We start from the raw sequence: 17061 nt of genomic DNA, 5'->3' as shown, positions 1-17061 counted from the left end.
CTCCTCTTGCTCGCGCTGCTCGCGCCGCTCGTCACTCGCCGTCGCCCAGCGCGCGGTCGAGCTCCCTGCGCAGGATGGCCTGGAAGGTCGCGACGTGCTGGGGCCCCATCAGGGTGTAGTGCTCGCCGGGCACGTCGACATAGCGGTTGGCCTCGGTGGTGTGCTCGTCCCACCTGCGCAGCTCATGGTTGAGCCAGTCCTCCTTGGTGCCGCGCAGCGGGATGGCGTAGAAGACCGTCATCGACCGGGTGGTGCCGGTGGGTGTGTAGCTGCGGCCGAGGTCGGTGAGCCCGTTGGCGAGCTCGGCCCAGGCGGTGAACTTGTCGAGGTCCAGGTCGAGTTCGGCCAGCCGGTCCGGCGGGGCGATGGTGAGGAAGTGCGCCAGCTGCTCCTCCTTGGGCAGCCCGCGCAGCTGCCCGGGGAGGTCGAGGGACTGCTTCTTGTTGATCAGGTCGAGGAAGAAGGCCAGGTTGGCCGCGGTCTCGACGAAGTCCAGCTCGTCCATGCGGTACTTGATGTGCGGGGGCAGGTTGAAGCTCCCGACGAAGTCGACGCGCTCGCCCTGGGCCTCCAGCTCCTTGGCGATCTCGAAGGCCACGGCGCCGCCGTACGAGTAGCCGGCGACGGCGTACGGGCCGTGGGGCTGGGTGGCGCGGATGGCCTCGACATAGGTGGTGACCATCTCCTCGAAGCTCTCGAAGGGCCGCTCGCCCTCGTTGAACCCCCGGGCGCGCAGGGCGTAGAAGGGCCGGTCGCCGACGAAGTACTTGGCGAGGTTGACGAAGACCAGGACCTCGCCGACGCCCGGGTGCACACAGAACAGCGGCGTCTTGTCGCCACTGGGCTGCAGCGGGACGACCGGGTCGTACGCCCGGGCGGCGGGCGCGCCGCCCTCGTCGAGCCTGGCGGCGAGCTGCCGCACCGAGGGGGCGGTGAGCACGGTGATGATCGGCAGGTCCGCGACGCCGAGGCGGCGGGCCACCTGGCGCCGCAGCCGCAGGATGTCCAGCGAGGTCCCGCCCAGGTCGAAGAAGCTCGCGGTGACGCTGACCTCGTCGGGGGCCAGCTCGAACATCTCGGCGTAGATCTCGGCGAGCACCCGCTCGGTCTCGCCGTCGGGCGCGGTGTACCCGCCGAGCCTGCGGGTGGTCAGCTCGGCGACGCGCGCGATGACGTCGTCGAAGCCGCCGGACTCCAGGCGCGTACGCATCCGCCGGCGCAGCGTCTTGCCCAGGCTGGTCTTGGGGAACGCCTCCTTGGGCAGCGGCAGGATGAGGGAGGGCCTGAACCCCCAGTGCATCACCACGGTGGAGCGCACGGCGGTCAGCAGCCGGTACAGGCCCGCCTCGTCGTCCTCCGCCGCCTCGGGGCTGACCGCGATCACCAGCTGCTCGGTGTCGCTGCCCGGCCGCCGGGTCGGGAAGGCCGCGACATAGCCGCCGGCCACGCCGTCCAGCTGCTCGAGCGCGGCCTCCATCTCATGGCTGAAGTAGTTGACGCCATTGACGATGATGCTGTCCTTGCTGCGCCCGACGAGGGTGAGCCGGCCGTCGTCGATACGGCCCAGGTCGCCGCTGCGGAACCAGCCGTCGGGGGTGAAGGCCTCCCGGGTGGCCTCCTTGTCGTTGTAGTAGCCCGTCGTGATCATCGGGCCGCTGAGCTGCAGCTCCCCCACCTCGCCCGCGGGCAGGGCGCGATGCTCGTCGTCGGCCACCCGGATGGTCAGCGCCTTGACGGGCGTGCCGAGGTTGGCGAACTCCTGGCCCGCGTCGGCGACCGGGAAGTCGCGGTTGTAGATGCTGCCGGCGCAGGTCTCGGTCATCCCGAAGGCGGGCCACAGCGCGGACCGCCGCAGGCCATACGGGGCGTAGTTGGCGAGAAACGCCTCTCCGGTGGCCACCACGTTGGCCTCGCCGCCGCTCACGATGTGGCGCAGCCCGCTCAGGTCAAGGCCTTCCCCGCCCGACGCGGCCTCCTCGGCGAATTCATGTGCCGCTGAGTTGAGCGGCCCGAGGAGGAAATTCGGGGTGAAGGTCATCGTCACCTTGTGGCGGGAGATGATGCGCAGGAACCGCTGCGGCTCCTCGAGGATGACCGAGGCCGGGGCGTGCAATTGGTTCGCCCCCACGTAAAGCGGCAGCATATGTGCTTCGAGAAGCGCCGCTACATGGTCGTAGGAAATCCAGTTGAAGGTGGTGTCGGCAGCGGTGAGCCGCTGCTTGTCCGCTTTCCCCGCCATGGATGCCAGAAGGTTTCCATGGGAGAGCATCACGGCTTTGGAATTTCCGGTGGAACCGGAAGTGAGCACCAGCAGGGCGAGGTCTTCCGGAGCGGCCTGGTGGATGTCCGGCGCCGGCTCACCGCCGCCGAGCCCTTCCACGGGCGCCACGGCGAGCCCGGGCACCTCGGGCAGCTCGGCGCGCATCGTCTCGGTGGTGACCAGCAGCGGGCGGTCGAGCAGCCGGTCGACATGGGCGAGTTGCGCTGCCCAGCGGGCGGGGTCGCCCGGCACCGGCACCATGGGGCAGGGGACGAACCCGCCCAGCAGAGCGGCCCAGAAAACGGAGAGGAATTCCCGCTGGTCATCCAGCAGCAGCGCGACTTTGTCGCCGATCCTCAGCCCGCGGGACCGCAGGCCGGTGAGCAATCGGAGCGCGGAATCCAGAAGTTCGGAATAGGGCTGGCGTATGGATTCGCCCTCCGCGCCGCCGGGCAAGTAACCTACCCCCGAACAGGGGTACTCCGCCGCTGCCCTGACCAGCAGCTGGGCCACAGAACGCAGTTCCTGGGCGTCTTTGGGCGTTGAGTATTTCAAGGACTGTGTCGGCATGACCCATTTGACCCTTCCCCCCCGATTCCGAGGCCCTGAAGGTAACAGCCTCGAACATTCGCACTCCATGACTCTCCAGTCAGGCTCTAGCGGGGCTCTAGCGAATCCCGGCCGGCCCGCCGCCCGCCTCGAATCGGCCACCCCGCCACCAGCCACCCCGCCCCCGGCCACCCCGACCCCGGCCACCCCGCCACCGGCCGCCCCGACCCCGGCCGCCCCACCCCCCGGCGCGCTCGGGGTCACCGCTTGACTCCGCCAATCCGCGATATATCGTGTCTAGCAGAAGACGCGATATGTTGCGGTCGCGTCCTGCACGGGATCCGGCCAGGGGTCCCGCCAGCGCCCAGCCAGGGGAGGCCAGGGATGTCAGCCCAGTCGAAGTGGTCGTTGACCGAACCGCAGAAGCTCACCTTCGACGACCTCGTGTCCACCCTCCAGGTGCGCGTCCTGGGCGGCACCGTCAACGTCGTCGGGACCGACACCGGCCCCACCCGCCTGGAGCTCGCGGAGCTCGACGGCCCGCCGCTGACCGTCACCCACGAGGACGGCGCGCTGCTGGTCGGCTACGACGACGTCACATGGAAGGGCTGGCGCAAGTGGGCCGCCCTCAAGGTCTGGAACCGCACCGTCCATCTCACCCTCGCCGTGCCCACCGGCACCAGCGCCTCGGTCGTCGCGGTCGGCGCCGGAGCCGTCGTCTCGGGGCTCACCGGCCGCACCGACGTCCACGGCGTCTCCGGCGACATCACCCTGCTCGGGCTGACCGGCCCGGTCCACGCCGACACCGTCTCGGGGCGGGTCGAGGCCCAGGCCGTCACCGGGCGGCTGCGCTTCAGCTCCGTCAACGGCGACCTGACCGTCATCGAGGGCTCCGGCGAGTCCGTCCGCGCGGACACCGTCAGCGGCGACATCGTGCTCGACCTCGCCCCCACGGCCACCCCGGGCGGCGCGGACATCGCCCTCAACACCGTGTCCGGCGAGATCGCGATCCGGCTGCCGCACCCCGCCGACGCCGAGGTCGAGGCACACACCGCGAGCGGGGCCGTCTCCAACGCCTTCGAGGATCTGCGGGTCACCGGCCAGTGGGGGGCCAAGCGGGTCTCCGGCCGGCTCGGCGGGGGCAGGGGCCGGCTCAAGGCCACCACCGTCTCGGGCGCGATAGCGCTGCTGCGCCGCCCGCCCACCGAGGAGGACGCGCCCATGGACGCCCCCGTGGGCCCGCCCGCCGACGCCCCCGCCGACGCCCCCGCGGACCCGCCGACGCCCCCGTCACCCGGCCCGGCGCAAGGCCCTGACCGCCCCGAAGGAAAGGTCCTCTGATGCCCCCCGTATTCGCCCACGGCCGGCTGCGGCTCTACCTCCTCAAGCTGCTCGACGAGGCGCCGCGCCACGGCTACGAGGTCATCCGGCTGCTGGAGGAGCGCTTCCAGGGCCTGTACGCGCCCTCCGCCGGCACCGTGTACCCGCGCCTGGCCAAGCTGGAGGCCGAGGGGCTGGTCACCCACGCCACCGAGGGGGGCCGCAAGGTCTACTCCATCACCGACGCGGGCCGTGCCGAACTGGCCGACCGCGGCGGCGAGCTGGCCGACCTGGAGGTCGAGATCCGCGAGTCCGTCGCCGAGCTCGCCGCCGAGATCCGGGAGGACGTACGCGGCTCCGCCAGCGATCTGCGGCGCGAGATGCGGGAGGCGGCCCAGCAGGCCCGTACATCGGACACGAAGAGTGGGAAGCGCGGGTCGTGGGAGGGCCCGTGGGGGGACAAGGAGGCGTGGCGGCTGGCGAAGGAGGAGATGCGGCGCGCCAAGGACGAGTGGAAGGAGCAGGCGCGCCGGGCCAAGGAGGAGAGCCGCCGCGCCCGGCAGGACGCCCAGCGCGCCCGGCAGCAGGCGAAGGACGCCCAGGACTTCGCGCGCGAGGAGGTCCAGCGGATGGCCCGGCGGCTCCAGGAGCAAACCCAGGAACACCTGAGGACGGGCGACTGGCAGAGCGCCATGCGCGAGGGGCTGGCCGAGGTGTCGCGCGGCATAGGGCGTATCTCACGGCAGGGCGCGGGGGCCGCGGTCCACGCCGAACCGGAGTTCGTCGTCGAGCGCGCGGACGCGCCCGAGGCGGCGGGGCACAAGCCCAAGGAGGGCGCACCCAAGGCGGCGGCCGAGCACAAGCCGGAAGCGGCCGGGCACGAGCCGGAGTGGGCCCGGGACTTCACCCCGTCCGGCGACCCCGCCCGCGATCTGGACCGGCTCCTGGACCGCTTCCGCGACGACATCCGCGACACGGCCCGCGACCACGGCGTGAGCGCCGCCCACGCAACCGAGGCCCGGCGGCGGCTCGCGGCGACCGCGGCGCAGATCACGGCACTGCTGCGGGGGCAGGTGAAGGAATAGGCCCCGCCCTCCCCATGCGCTGGCTATCCTTCGCCCTCGGCTTCCCCCCACTTCCGCCGCCTCGCCAGGTTCTCGCCCGAGTCCCATCCGAAGCATCCGAAGAGGTAAAAGTGACGCAGTACCAAGCCCTCGCCCGCCGCATGTGGCACCAACTGGAACCGGTGCACGCCAGCCTCTACTTCGCCCCGCAGGCGTACGAGGAGGCCGCGGCGCTCGGCTATGACGTCAAGTCCCGCTGGCCCAGCTACTTCGCCTGGCGGGCCGCCCCGCTGGGCGCGGTGGGCCCCGAGCTGGTGACGGCCACCTTCTACAGCTTCAGCCCGCGCACGATAGCCGAGTACGTCCCCGCCGTCTGGTCGACCGCGACCCCCGAGGCGGTGGTGGCGGCGCGGCTGCGCGCGGTCGACCGTACGTTCCGCGCGCTGCTCGGCGACCGGGTTGGCGGGCAGGACATCGCCGAGGCCGCGGCGCTGGCCAAGGGGGCGGCCGAGGCCGCGCCCCTGGCCGCCCGCCCCCTCGCCGCCGCCAACCGCGACCTCGGCTGGTCCGACGAGCCGCATCTGGCCCTGTGGCAGGCCATCACCGTGCTCCGGGAGCACCGCGGTGACGGCCACCTGGCCGCGCTGCTCACCGCCGGTCTCGACCCGTGCGAGGCGCTGGTGTCCTTCGCGGGGGTCGGTGCCGCCCCGAAGGAGAACTTCGACGGCCGCGGCTGGACCGCGGCGGAGTGGAGCGCCGCGGCCGGCCGGCTGGCCGAGCGCGGCTGGCTCGACGCGGACGGGAACGCCACCGAGCGCGGCCGTCAGGGCCGCGACGCGATCGAGCGGCAGACGGACGAACTGGCCGCGGCGCCCTGGCGCGCGCTGGGCGCCGAGCGGGCCGAGCGCCTGGCGGAACTGGTGCATCCGCTGCTCGCGGCGGTGTTCGAGACGGGCATGCTGCCCGCCCAGAGCACGCTGGGCATCGCCTCGGTCCAGGTCGCGTACGCGTAGCGGTACGCCTGGTGAACGCCCTTGACCTCAACCGCGGTTGAGGTATCAGGATCGCGGGCGGGGGCTGACGGAGGCGAAGCAGCCCCCGTCAGCCCCGTCCGCGACCCTGAAGGAGCCCCCATGTCCGGCGCCCCCAACCCCCTCCCCGACCTCACGCGCCCCGACGTCGGCGCCGCCCTGTTCTCCACCTGGAGCGTCGGCACGCCCGAGCGGCAGCGGGCGACAGCGGACGCCTTCGCCGCCGCCTGGGACTCCCGCCCCTGGCCGAGCCCGGAGCTGCTGTCGCAGAACGTCTATGTGGGAATGGACGGCGAGACGCTGATGCACCACGCCCAGTGGACGAGCGAGGAGGCGTACCACGCGTTCGTCCGCACCCAGCGCCAGGAGCGGGTCGACCAGATCGACGCCGCCGTTCCGGGGATCAAGCGCAACGGCATCGCCAACTACCGCCGCTACCGCGGCTTCGACACCCGAACGGAGAACGATCCGCGAGTGCCCGGGTGCATCGCCGTCATCGAGCTCGACTTCGACCACCCGGACCTGCGGCAGCAGTGGATCGACCTGGTCATCGAGGCGCTGGAGACGGACCCCGACCCGAGCCCCGACCTCATCTCCGCCGACTTCCACCTGATCGTCGACGGCGCCCGCCATCTGGCCGGCGACCGCACCCGGGCGCTCAACTACGCCCAGTGGACCAGCGAGGAGGCGTACGACGCGGCCATCGCGTCAGCCGCCCCGGGCGTCGGCTCGGTGACCCCTCAGTGGGAGCGGATCCGTCAGTTCCCGGGTTTCAGGGGCAGCACGATCAAGCGCTACCGCTTCGAGCGAAGCTTCGTACGGCCGTAAAGCGGTCCGCGGCGGCCGTCAGACCGTCAACACGACCTTGCCGAAGAGATCCCCGCCCGCCATCTTCTCGAACCCCTCGCGGGCCCGGTCCAGCGGCAGCACCGAGTCGATGACCGGCCGCACGCCGCGCGCCGCGCAGAAGCTCAGCAGGTCCTCCAGCTCCTCCTTGCTGCCCATCGTGGAGCCGACGACCTTCAGCTCCAGGAAGAAGATCCGGTTGAGCTCCGCGGACTTGGGGCTGGGCCCGCTGGTCGCGCCCGAGATGACGAGCGTGCCACCGGGCTTGAGGGACTTGACCGAATGCGACCAGGTGGCCGCGCCCACCGTCTCGATCACCGCGTCCACGCGCCGCGGCAGCCGCTCCCCCGGCTCGTACGCGCCCTCGGCCCCCAGGTCGACCGCGCGCTTGCGCTTGGCCTCGTCCCGGCTGGTGGCCAGGACCCGCAGCCCGGCCGCCGCGCCCAGCACGATCGCCGCGGTGGCCACGCCGCCGCCCGCGCCCTGGACCAGGACGCTGTCGCCGGGGCGCACGCCCGCGTTGGTGAAGAGCATGCGGTAGGCGGTCAGCCAGGCCGTCGGCAGGCAGGCGGCCTCCTCGAAGGAGAGCTCCTGGGGCTTGGGCAGCAGATTCCAGGTGGGGACGGTGACCTTCTCCGCGAAAGTGCCCTGGTAGCGCTCGGTGAGGATGGAGCGGGGCTCGCGGGGGCCGACGCCGTGCCCGCTCTGGCCGATGACCGAGTGGAGGACGACCTCGTTGCCGTCCTCGTCGATCCCGGCCGCGTCACAGCCGAGGATCATCGGGAGCGATTCCTCGCCGAGGCCGACGCCGCGCAGCGACCACAGGTCATGGTGGTTGAGCGAGGCCGCCTTGACGGTGACGGTGGACCATCCGGGGCGCGCCTCGGGCTCGGGGCGCTCGCCCAGTTCGAGGCCGTTCAGCGGCTGGTCGCGGTCGATACGTGCGGCGTAGGCAGCGAACATGATCCCGACGATAGGCCCGGCGGCCCGGCGGCGGAACCACGCCCCGATGTGACACGCGCCGCGCGGCCCCGCGAGGGGCCGTACGACGGCCGGGCCGCCCGCCAGCCGGCCCTGTACTTCGCGGCCGGCCGCATCGCGACCGCTACGAGCCGGGCGCCGCCGGCCGGCACGGCTGCCCGCGCGGCCGGCTTGGGCGACGGCGGTCGTCGAGATCCGCCCGCAGCGGCCCCGCGCCGACCGCGCGCGCTGACGCGACGAGCCGCCGCGCGCGTGCTGGAGCACCGTGCTCGACCCCCGCGCCCCCGCAGCGGGCGAGTGGCGGGGGCCGCCCGCCACCCAGGGCCGCGGGGCCCCGGGGCCGTACGACGGCCGGGCCGCCGCCTCGCGTGGAGGCGGCGGCCCGGCCGCGTCATACGGTGCGCGCCCCGCGGGGCGTCAGCGGCGCGCCACGCCCTCCGCGCGCGCCGCCGCCGCGACGGCGGAGGTCACGGCCGGGGCGACCCGCTCGTCGAACGGCGAGGGGATGACCTTGTCGGCGCTCAGCTCGTCGGCCACCACGGCGGCCAGCGCCTCGGCCGCGGCGAGCTTCATGCCCTCGGTGATCCGGGAGGCCCGGACCTGCAGCGCGCCGGCGAAGATGCCGGGGAAGGCCAGCACGTTGTTGATCTGGTTGGGGAAGTCGCTGCGGCCGGTGGCGACCACGGCGGCGTACTTGTGGGCGACGTCCGGGTGGATCTCCGGGGTCGGGTTGGCCATCGCGAAGATGAAGCAGCCGGGCGCCATCTTCGCGACCGCCTGCTCGGGGACCGTGCCGCCGCTGACCCCGATGAAGACGTCCGCGCCGTCCAGCGCGGCCTCCATGGGGCCGGTCAGCCCGGCCTTGTTGGTGAAGCCGGCCAGCTCCCGCTTGACGTCGGTCAGGTCCTCGCGGTCGGCGGACACGATGCCCTTGCGGTCACAGACCGCGACATCGCCGATCCCCGCCTCGACCAGGATCCTGGCGATGGCGACCCCGGCGGCGCCCGCGCCGGAGATCACGGCGCGCAGCTGGCCGAGGGAGCGGTCGGTCAGCTTGGCCGCGTTGCGCAGCGCGGCGAGGGTGACGACGGCGGTGCCGTGCTGGTCGTCGTGGAAGATCGGGATGTCGACGCGCTCCTGGAGCTTGCGCTCGATCTCGAAGCAGCGCGGGGCGGAGATGTCCTCCAGGTTCACGCCGCCGAAGGAGGGGGCGAACCGGGCGACGGTCTCCACGATCTCGTCCACCTCCCGGCAGTCGAGGGCGATCGGCACCGCGTCGACGCCGCCGAACTGCTTGAAGAGGATGGCCTTGCCCTCCATCACCGGCAGGGAGGCCTCCGGGCCGATGTCGCCGAGCCCGAGCACCGCGCTGCCGTCCGTGACGACCGCGACGACCTGGGACTTCCAGGTGTACTCATGCACCAGTTCGGGCTTTTCGGCGATGGCGCTGCAGACCTTCGCGACGCCCGGCGTGTAGGCGAGGGACAGGTCTTCCTTGTTCCGCACCGGCACCGTCGCCTCGACGGCCATCTTGCCGCCCCGGTGGAGCGCGAAAGCCGGATCGAAGGGCTCGCCGTCCGCGACACCCTCCGCGTCTCCGGCGCTTCCGTTCGTGCTGTCGCTGCGAGGATTCGCGATCTCCGCTGCCACTATTTGACCCCTTTGTCGTATTTCTAGTGAGGGTAGCCGCCCCTGGTTGAGGAGCGGGCGGGCACCGCGTCCGGGCTCCACCGGGCGGATGTCCGCCACTTGGAGCCAGATACGAACGCCGGGCGCGCCGCACACGCGCCCTGAGCCCCGGGTAGGGGTGTAGCCGCCCGTTCTACCGGAAGGACTCTTCCGGGGACGAGCGATTTCCTGCCGCGGCCGTGTGTGTGGTGTTCGATTACCTCGCGTTACCCGCGAAAGCGATTGAATCACTCTCGAACGTCCAACACTCGAGACGTTTCCCTATGTGATGAAACGTGATAAACGTCTCGTTCCGCTCATTGGCCGCGGTCTTGCGGCCCGGCGTTTCCGCCCCTGTGCACCACGGGGGTCGCCCGTTACCCGATTTTGACATGGCTGGACGTCTGATCGAGCCAGTCCGGTGGCAAGATGCCCCAATCACACAGGGTCGCGACACCCACAAACGTGTTCCGCCCCATTCGGAGACCCTCTCACCCCGCAGGAGGAGCGAGCATGACCGCCAGCATCACGCGCCGACGGACCGGCAGGAAGCCCAAGGCGGCCGTCGTCGGCGCGATAGCGGTCACCGGTGCCCTGCTCCTGACGGGCTGCGGCGACCAGAGGGACAAGACGAACACCACCAGAGGGGCCAACACGGCGCCGCTCTACAGCCTGCTGCCGAAGAAGATCCAGAGCGCGGGTGTGATCAAGGTCGGCTCGGACACCAACTACCCGCCGGTGGAGTTCAAGAAAAACGGCCAGGTCATCGGCCTGGACCCGGACCTCGCCGCCGCGATGGGCAAGGTCCTCGGCGTGAAGTTCGAGTTCAACACCGCCGGGTTCGACACCCTGCTGACCGGTCTGCGCGCCAAGCGGTACGACATCGCCATGTCGGCCATGACCGACAACAAGGGACGCCAGGACGGCATCAACCCGGACAACGGCAAGAAGGTCGGTCCGGGCGTCGACTTCGTCGACTACTTCACGGCGGGCGTGTCGATCTACACCAGGAAGGGCGACGACCAGGGGATCAAGACCTGGGACGACCTGTGCGGCAAGCAGATCGTCGTCCAGCGCGCCACCGTCTCGCACGACCTGGCCAAGGCCCAGTCCAAGACCTGCCAGGAGAAGAAGAAGGGCAAGATCTCCATCGAGGCCTTCGGCAACGACACCGAGGCCCAGACCCGGCTGCGCGGCGGCGGGGGCGACGCCGGTGCCAGCGACTTCCCGGTCGCCGCCTACGCCGTGAAGACCTCCGGCGGCGGCAATGACTTCCAGATCGTCGGCGAGCAGGTGGAAGCCGCCCCGTACGGCATCGCCGTCTCCAAGGACAACACCGAGCTGCGCGACGCGCTCCGGCAGGCGCTCGCCTTCATCATCGCGAACGGCGAATACGACAAGATCATCGCCAAGTGGGGCGTCCAGGACGGCGCGGTCCTCAAGGCCATCGTCAACGGCGGCAAGTGATCCGGCCTCCCCTCGTTCACTCGTCCCCGCTGAAAGGCTCTTTCCGTGACTGTTGAGATCGACAAGGTGGGTCCTCAGGACGCCCCACCGCCCCCACCCGCTCCGGAGACCATCAAAGCCGTCCCGGTGCGCCACTACGGGCGCTGGGTCACCGCGGTCGTCGTCATCGCCTTCCTGGCGTCGATTGTGTACGCCTTCTCCCAGGGCAAGGTGAACTGGGGCGCCATCCCGGACAACTTCTTCGACGACCAGATCCTCACGGGCGTCGGCAAGACCGCCTGGATCACGATCGCGGCCATGGCGCTCGGCGTGGTCCTCGGCATCATCCTCGCGGTGATGCGGCTGTCCAAGAACCCGGTGACCGCCGCCATCGCCTGGGGCTACATCTGGTTCTTCCGCGGCACCCCGGTCTATGTGCAACTGCTGCTCTGGTTCAACCTCGGGCTGATCTTCGACTACATCAACCTCGGTCCGATCTATCAGGACGAGTGGTCGGACTTCATGACCCCGTTCCTGGCGGCCCTGCTCGGGCTCGGCCTGAACGAGGCCGCGTACATGGCGGAGATCTGCCGCGCGGGCATCCAGGCGGTCGACGAGGGCCAGACCGAGGCGGCCCACGCGCTGGGCATGAGCCACGCCAAGACGCTGCGCCGGATCGTGCTGCCGCAGGCGATGCGGGTGATCGTGCCGCCGACCGGCAACGAGTTCATCAACATGCTCAAGACCACCTCGCTGGTCATCGCGGTGCAGTACTTCGACCTGCTGCAGGCCGCACAGGAGATCGGCCAGACTTCCGGCGCCGCCGCGGAGATGCTGTTCCTGGCCGCCGCCTGGTATCTCATCCTCACCTCCGTCCTGAGCGTGGGCCAGTACTACCTGGAGCGGTACTACGCCCGCGGCTCGAGCCGGAGCCTGCCCATGACCCCGCTGCAGCGCATCCGGGTCAATCTCCTCTCCTTCTCCAACCGCTCCGCAGGAGGTGTGGGCACGTCATGACCGCCATGGTGAAGGCCGAGGGCGTCCACAAGTCCTTCGGCGCCGTACAGGTCCTCAAGGGCATCGACCTGGAGGTCGCGCCCCGCGAGGTCTTCTGTCTGATCGGCCCGTCCGGCTCCGGGAAGTCCACTTTCCTGCGCTGTATCAACCACCTGGAGAAGATCAACTCCGGTCGGCTGTACGTGGACGGCGAGTTGGTCGGCTACCGGCAGAAGGGCGACAAGCTCTACGAGCTCAAGGACCGTGAGGTCGCCGAGAAGCGCCGGGACATCGGCATGGTCTTCCAGCGCTTCAACCTCTTCCCGCACATGACCGCGGTGGAGAACGTCATGGAGGCGCCGGTCCAGGTCAAGCGCGAGACGAAGGCGGTCGCGCGGGAGCGCGCGCTGAAGCTGCTGGACCGGGTGGGGCTCTCCGACAAGGCGGGCAACTACCCCTCCCAGCTCTCCGGCGGCCAGCAGCAGCGCGTGGCCATCGCCCGGGCGCTGGCCATGGAGCCGAAGCTGATGCTCTTCGACGAGCCCACCTCCGCGCTCGACCCCGAGCTGGTCGGCGATGTGCTGGACGTGATGCGCGGGCTGGCGGAGGACGGCATGACCATGGTCGTGGTGACCCACGAGATGGGCTTCGCCCGCGAGGTCGGGGACTCGATCGTGTTCATGGACGACGGGGTGGTCGTGGAGTCCGGGCACCCGCGCGAGGTGCTCACCAACCCGCGGCACGAGCGGACGAAGTCGTTCCTGTCCAAGGTCCTGTAGAGAAGGTCCCGCGAAGCTGTCTCGCGGCGCACGACGGGCGGGACGGGCCCGCTCCGGCCCGTACCGCCCGTCGTGCGCCTGTGCCCCGCCGCGCCTACTTCAGCGCGAGCACCATCGCGTCCGAGGGGGAGCACCACACGGTCCGCGCCTCGCCGAACCCCACCTCACGCAGCGTCTTGGCATGCCAGCCGGCGGACTGGAACGCCTCGGCCACGCCGCTCGCGTGGTCGGGTCCGTCGGCCGGGTTGCCGAAGATCTTGAACCGCTCGGCCGTGGGCGCGCCGAGCACCGCGTCCGCGGCCGCCTCCTGCCACCAGTCGGCCCAGTCCTGCGCGCCCTCGGTCCTGGCCCGCTCCCGCCGGCCGTGCTCGAACGCGCGCACCGCGGCGTCGATCCGCGGCGTGTCCTGCCCCGGCATGTGGTCGGCGTTGAGGAACACCCCGCCGTCCCGCACCACCCCGGCCAGCCGCCCGTACAGCGCGCGCAGCGCGTCGCCGTCCAGCCAGTGCAGCGCGGTGGCGGTGAGCACCGCGTCGTACGAGCGGTGCGGCAGCTTCGCCGTCCACTCGGGGTCGCGCAGATCCGCCGTGATGAACCGGACCCGGTGGTCCGCCGCGAAGTGGCCGCGCGCGATGGTCAGCAGCGCCGGGTCCAGGTCCACGCCCGTACTGGTCGCGCCGGGGAACCGGCGCAGCGCCCGGTCCGTGATGCTGCCGGTGCCGCAGGCCAGGTCCAGGATTCGCGGCTCCGGGCCGACCAGCGCCTCCACCGCGTCCAGCATCACCCGGAACCGCTCCTCGCGGTCGGGGAGATACCACTCCTGCTGTCGGTCCCAGCTCTGCTGCCATGCGCGCCAGTTCGGCGCGGCGACGGTGTCCACCATCGAACGCTCTCCCCGCCTCTCGGTCGTAATACCCTCGTACCCAGATCAGCCATTACCGACCTTAGACCCGCCCTCGTAAGGACCACAAGTGGAACTGGCTTATTACTCGGATCTCGCCGTGCGCCTGGTCAACAGCGAGGAGCCCGCGCGCGGCACCGACACCCTCACCTCGGTCGAAGCCGTGCGCGAGCTCTTCGGGGCCGGCCAGCAGGCGGCGCGGCGCGCCACGGACGCCGATGTCACCCGGCTGAGGTCGGTGCGCGCCCGGCTGCGCGCCGTCTTCGAGGCGGCGGCGGGCGGGGACGAGGTGCTGGCCGTGGACCTGCTGAACGCGCTGCTGATCGAGTTCCCGGTCAGCCCGCAGATCTCCGGGCACGAGCAGCGGGACGAGGACGGCCGCCCCGCCTGGCACATGCACATCGCCGACTACGCGGCCAACGCGGGCGCCGGCTATGCCGCGACCGCCTCCATGGGGCTCGCCTTCCACCTCACCGAGCTGGGCGTCGACCGCCTCGGCATCTGCGAGGCGCCGCCCTGTCGCAACGCCTATCTCGACACATCGACAAATCGATCCCGGCGCTACTGCTCCGACCGCTGCGCCACCCGCGCCAACGTCGCCGCCTACCGCGCCCGCAAACGCCTGGACGCCGAGCGCTCCGACAGCGCCCCGCGCCAGCCGAACAGCGACCGCGCGGACCGCAGCGGCCTCACCGGCCGCACCGCGGACACCGCCCACGAGACCATCCCGGTCAGCGACCGCTGACCCGACCCCGCGGCCGGCAGCGGCCGCAGCCGCATCCAGACCCGGGCCACCAGCAGGTCGTCCGGCACCACGCCGAACTCCCGGCTGTCGTTCTCCACATACGGGTTGTCCCCCATGACCCACCAGCCGCCGTCACGCCGCTCCACCGCGCGCTTGACGATCAGCAGGTCCTGCCGGAACGGATGCCGCAGCACCACCACATCGCCCGCGCGGACGGCCGCGCCGTACCGGACGACCAACTGGTCACCGGGGTTCAGCGTCGGCACCATCGACGGGTTGTACACCTCGGCGAGCCCGATCCGCAGCAGCCCACCGCGCTCGCGGTCCTGCTCCTGCCCGCGATCGTGCAGCTGCTCTCGCATCACGGCTCCTCCGGTCACTCTCCACATTCAGCATCGCAGGCATCTCAGGCTGCCACCGGACTTTTGACCTAAGCCCCCCGGGGCACCCGAGAAAAGCCTTCCCCCACGGAGTAATCTCGCACCTGAGAAGACGATCACTAAGGAAGGACAGCTCTATGCTCTCCCGCCTGTTCGCCCCGAAGGTCAAGGTCAGCGCGCACTGCGACCTGCCCTGCGGCGTGTACGACCCGGCCCAGGCCCGTATCGAGGCCGAGTCCGTCAAGGCCATCCAGGAGAAGTACCAGGCCAACGAGGACCCGCACTTCCGGGCTCGCGCCACCGTCATCAAGGAGCAGCGCGCGGAGCTCGCCAAGCACCACATCTCGGTGCTGTGGAGCGACTACTTCAAGCCGCCGCACTTCGAGAAGTACCCGGACCTGCACCAGCTGGTCAACGACGCCCTCAAGGCCCTCAGCGCCGCCAAGGGCTCCACTGACCCGGCGACGGGCCAGAAGGCCCTGGACTACATCGCCCAGATCGACAAGATCTTCTGGGAGACCAAGAAGGCCTGATCCCGCATCGCGCCCTTCCTGGCCGCACTCGGTCCGCAGGCCGCCGAACCCGGCGACCGTCACGGGCCGGGTGCGGTTTTGGTTTGCGCCGGCCCGTCCCGTTCCAGCTGGGATCAGGACCGTCTTTGGGCCTACGACCCGGTCCGGGCCGCCTCCGCGAGGCGCCGGGCGACGCGGCGCACATCGGCCCCGCTGGTGCGCCAGTTGCTGAAGGCCGCGCGCAGCGCGGGGACGCCCGCGTAGACGGTCGGGGTGAGGAAGACCTCGTCGGTCAGCGACTCGGCGAAGGCGGCGAGCCGTTCGGCCGTCGGGGCCTCGGCCAGGGTGAAGCAGACGACGTTCAGCCGGACGGGCGCGAGGAGCCGCAGCCCCGGGGTGGCGTCGACGGCCTCGCCCAAGGCGTGGGCGCAGTCCGTGCAGCGCTCGACGATGTCGCGGTGCCCCTCCCGGCCGTAGGCCCGTAGCGCGAACCAGGCGGCGAGGGCGCGCAGGCGGCGGGAGTTCTCGGGGGTGAGGTGGACCAGGTCGGGGGTCGCGCCGAGCGGGCCGAGGTAGGCGGCCGCGTTCTGGAAGACGCGGGCCTGCAGGTCGCGGCGGCGGGTGAACTGGACGGCGCTGTCGTACGGCACGTTCAGCCACTTGTGCAGGTCCACGCAGACCGAGTCGGCCGCGTCCAGGCCGGCCACGAGGTGGGCGTGGCGCGGGGAGAGCGCGGCGAAGGCGCCGAAGGCGGCGTCCACGTGGAGCCAGAAGTCGTGGCGCTCCTTCAGGGCGGCGACGGCCCGCAGGTCGTCGAAGTCGACGGTGTTGACGGTGCCCGCGTTCGCGACGACCACGCACGGGCCGTCGGCCCGCTCCAGCGCCTCCTCCAGCGCGGCCGGGTCGACCGCCTCCCGCCCGGGCAGGGTCGCCACCGGGACCAGCGCGCCACGGCCGAGGCCGAGCATGGACAGGGCCTTGGCGACGCTGGAGTGCGGGCTGCCGGACAGCACGCGCACCGGCCCCAGCGCCGCCGCCCCGTCCTCGGCGGCCGAGACGCCCCGGCGCTCCCCCAGCCACTCGCGGGCGATCGCCAGACCGACCGTGTTGGACATCGTGGCGCCGCTGACGAACGCGCCCTCGTGGGCCGGGCCGAGGCCGAACAGCTCACGCAGCCAGCCGACCGTCTGACGCTCCAGGTGCTGCCCGGTGCCGTCCAGTGAGTGGGTGGCGTTCTGGTCCAGGGCCGCGGTCAGCCAGTCCCCGGCCAGCGCGGCCGGGGTGGTGCCACCGGTGACGTACCCGAGGTAGCGCGGCCCGGGGCTCGCTCCGAAGGCCGGCTCCCAGCGTTCGGCGAACTCCGCCAGCGCGGCCCGCAGTCCGGCCCCCTCGGCGGGCAGCGGTACGGGCTCGGGCGGCTGTACGGAGGAGACGGCCGGCCGCTCCTCCAGTCCGTCGAGCACACCCGTGGCGAGCAGCCGGGTGGCTTCCAGGGCGTCGGGCAGATCGGCCAGGTCCTGGGCGAGTCGAGGGTGCATATCGGCTCCGTTCTCCGTCTCGATGGAAGTTCGAAGGGGCTTGAT

14 protein-coding genes and 1 pseudogene are annotated in these 17061 nt (G+C 71.5%); 9 read left to right on the top strand and 6 right to left on the bottom strand.

Annotated features, from left to right (window positions below):
- Window positions 1-31 precede the first annotated feature (31 nt).
- Complete coding sequence (locus ACFZDL_RS25865) at window positions 32-2830, bottom strand: non-ribosomal peptide synthetase (RefSeq protein ID WP_353592529.1); 2799 nt, start codon at window positions 2828-2830, stop codon at window positions 32-34.
- A gap of 363 nt (window positions 2831-3193) precedes the next feature.
- Here ACFZDL_RS25865 and ACFZDL_RS25860 point away from each other — a divergent pair, with 363 nt between their 5' ends.
- From ACFZDL_RS25860 to ACFZDL_RS25845, 4 genes are all read left to right on the top strand, one after another.
- On the top strand, window positions 3194-4150 hold the full coding sequence (locus tag ACFZDL_RS25860) for a DUF4097 family beta strand repeat-containing protein (RefSeq protein WP_353592528.1): 957 nt from the start codon (window positions 3194-3196) through the stop codon (window positions 4148-4150).
- Window positions 4150-5214: a helix-turn-helix transcriptional regulator gene (locus ACFZDL_RS25855; RefSeq protein WP_353592527.1), complete on the top strand. Its 1065-nt coding sequence runs from the start codon at window positions 4150-4152 to the stop codon at window positions 5212-5214. The genes ACFZDL_RS25860 and ACFZDL_RS25855 overlap by 1 nt, the downstream gene beginning before the upstream one ends.
- A gap of 110 nt (window positions 5215-5324) precedes the next feature.
- Window positions 5325-6206 carry a hypothetical protein gene (locus tag ACFZDL_RS25850; protein ID WP_353592526.1) on the top strand — a complete coding sequence of 294 codons (882 nt, stop codon included), beginning with the start codon at window positions 5325-5327 and terminating at the stop codon, window positions 6204-6206.
- A gap of 120 nt (window positions 6207-6326) precedes the next feature.
- Window positions 6327-7052: an antibiotic biosynthesis monooxygenase gene (locus ACFZDL_RS25845; RefSeq protein ID WP_353592525.1), complete on the top strand. Its 726-nt coding sequence runs from the start codon at window positions 6327-6329 to the stop codon at window positions 7050-7052.
- A gap of 18 nt (window positions 7053-7070) precedes the next feature.
- On the opposite strand, the gene ACFZDL_RS25840 is transcribed toward ACFZDL_RS25845, so the two are convergent.
- On the bottom strand, window positions 7071-8033 hold the full coding sequence (locus tag ACFZDL_RS25840; protein ID WP_353592524.1) for a zinc-binding dehydrogenase: 963 nt from the start codon (window positions 8031-8033) through the stop codon (window positions 7071-7073).
- Window positions 8034-8468: 435 nt separating this feature from the next.
- Window positions 8469-9701 carry an NADP-dependent malic enzyme gene (locus ACFZDL_RS25835; protein ID WP_353592523.1) on the bottom strand — a complete coding sequence of 411 codons (1233 nt, stop codon included), beginning with the start codon at window positions 9699-9701 and terminating at the stop codon, window positions 8469-8471.
- A gap of 531 nt (window positions 9702-10232) precedes the next feature.
- On the opposite strand from ACFZDL_RS25835, the gene ACFZDL_RS25830 reads away from it, so the two are divergent.
- The 3 genes from ACFZDL_RS25830 to ACFZDL_RS25820 are packed head-to-tail and all read left to right on the top strand — an operon-like array spanning window position 10233 to window position 12940.
- Window positions 10233-11186, top strand: coding sequence for an ABC transporter substrate-binding protein (locus ACFZDL_RS25830; protein ID WP_353592522.1), 954 nt, complete (start codon window positions 10233-10235; stop codon window positions 11184-11186).
- Window positions 11187-11231: 45 nt separating this feature from the next.
- The gene (locus ACFZDL_RS25825; RefSeq protein WP_353592521.1) at window positions 11232-12182 is read left to right on the top strand and encodes an amino acid ABC transporter permease; all 951 of its coding nucleotides are present in this window, start codon (window positions 11232-11234) and stop codon (window positions 12180-12182) included.
- 5 nt (window positions 12183-12187) lie between these two features.
- Window positions 12188-12940, top strand: a complete 753-nt coding sequence (locus ACFZDL_RS25820; RefSeq protein ID WP_353592671.1) for an amino acid ABC transporter ATP-binding protein — start codon at window positions 12188-12190, stop codon at window positions 12938-12940.
- Window positions 12941-13034: 94 nt separating this feature from the next.
- Here ACFZDL_RS25820 and ACFZDL_RS25815 read toward each other — a convergent pair whose 3' ends face one another.
- A complete protein-coding gene (locus tag ACFZDL_RS25815; RefSeq protein ID WP_353592520.1) occupies window positions 13035-13823 on the bottom strand; it encodes a class I SAM-dependent methyltransferase in 789 nt (262 codons plus the stop codon).
- Between the two features lie 88 nt (window positions 13824-13911).
- On the opposite strand from ACFZDL_RS25815, the gene ACFZDL_RS25810 reads away from it, so the two are divergent.
- Window positions 13912-14586: a CGNR zinc finger domain-containing protein gene (locus tag ACFZDL_RS25810; protein ID WP_353592519.1), complete on the top strand. Its 675-nt coding sequence runs from the start codon at window positions 13912-13914 to the stop codon at window positions 14584-14586.
- A 50-nt stretch (window positions 14587-14636) separates the two neighbouring features.
- Here ACFZDL_RS25810 and sodX read toward each other — a convergent pair.
- Window positions 14637-14948: pseudogene (gene sodX, locus ACFZDL_RS25805) on the bottom strand (nickel-type superoxide dismutase maturation protease); the annotation flags it as partial.
- Window positions 14949-15103: 155 nt separating this feature from the next.
- Here sodX and sodN point away from each other — a divergent pair.
- A complete protein-coding gene (gene sodN / locus ACFZDL_RS25800) occupies window positions 15104-15499 on the top strand; it encodes a superoxide dismutase, Ni (RefSeq protein ID WP_319687053.1) in 396 nt (131 codons plus the stop codon).
- Window positions 15500-15630: 131 nt separating this feature from the next.
- On the opposite strand, the gene ACFZDL_RS25795 is transcribed toward sodN, so the two are convergent.
- Window positions 15631-17016: a pyridoxal-dependent decarboxylase gene (locus ACFZDL_RS25795; protein WP_353592518.1), complete on the bottom strand. Its 1386-nt coding sequence runs from the start codon at window positions 17014-17016 to the stop codon at window positions 15631-15633.
- Window positions 17017-17061 lie beyond the last annotated feature (45 nt).

This window comes from Streptomyces sp. NPDC007917, from assembly GCF_042959105.1.
In the GTDB taxonomy this organism is placed as follows: domain Bacteria; phylum Actinomycetota; class Actinomycetes; order Streptomycetales; family Streptomycetaceae; genus Streptomyces.
Note: the sequence above shows the minus strand (reverse complement) of the source record. Positions and strands in the feature narration are given on the sequence as shown.

Excerpts from the sequence above, each read along its gene's own strand:
- ACFZDL_RS25865 (WP_353592529.1), bottom strand. The coding sequence starts at position 2,830 with ATGCCGACACAGTCCTTGAAATACTCAACGCCCAAAGACGCCCAGGAA.
- ACFZDL_RS25860 (WP_353592528.1), top strand. The coding sequence starts at position 3,194 with ATGTCAGCCCAGTCGAAGTGGTCGTTGACCGAACCGCAGAAGCTCACC.
- ACFZDL_RS25855 (WP_353592527.1), top strand. The coding sequence starts at position 4,150 with ATGCCCCCCGTATTCGCCCACGGCCGGCTGCGGCTCTACCTCCTCAAG.
- ACFZDL_RS25845 (WP_353592525.1), top strand. The coding sequence starts at position 6,327 with ATGTCCGGCGCCCCCAACCCCCTCCCCGACCTCACGCGCCCCGACGTC.
- ACFZDL_RS25840 (WP_353592524.1), bottom strand. The coding sequence starts at position 8,033 with ATGTTCGCTGCCTACGCCGCACGTATCGACCGCGACCAGCCGCTGAAC.
- ACFZDL_RS25830 (WP_353592522.1), top strand. The coding sequence starts at position 10,233 with ATGACCGCCAGCATCACGCGCCGACGGACCGGCAGGAAGCCCAAGGCG.
- ACFZDL_RS25820 (WP_353592671.1), top strand. The coding sequence starts at position 12,188 with ATGGTGAAGGCCGAGGGCGTCCACAAGTCCTTCGGCGCCGTACAGGTC.
- ACFZDL_RS25815 (WP_353592520.1), bottom strand. The coding sequence starts at position 13,823 with ATGGTGGACACCGTCGCCGCGCCGAACTGGCGCGCATGGCAGCAGAGC.
- sodN (WP_319687053.1), top strand. The coding sequence starts at position 15,104 with ATGCTCTCCCGCCTGTTCGCCCCGAAGGTCAAGGTCAGCGCGCACTGC.
- ACFZDL_RS25795 (WP_353592518.1), bottom strand. The coding sequence starts at position 17,016 with ATGCACCCTCGACTCGCCCAGGACCTGGCCGATCTGCCCGACGCCCTG.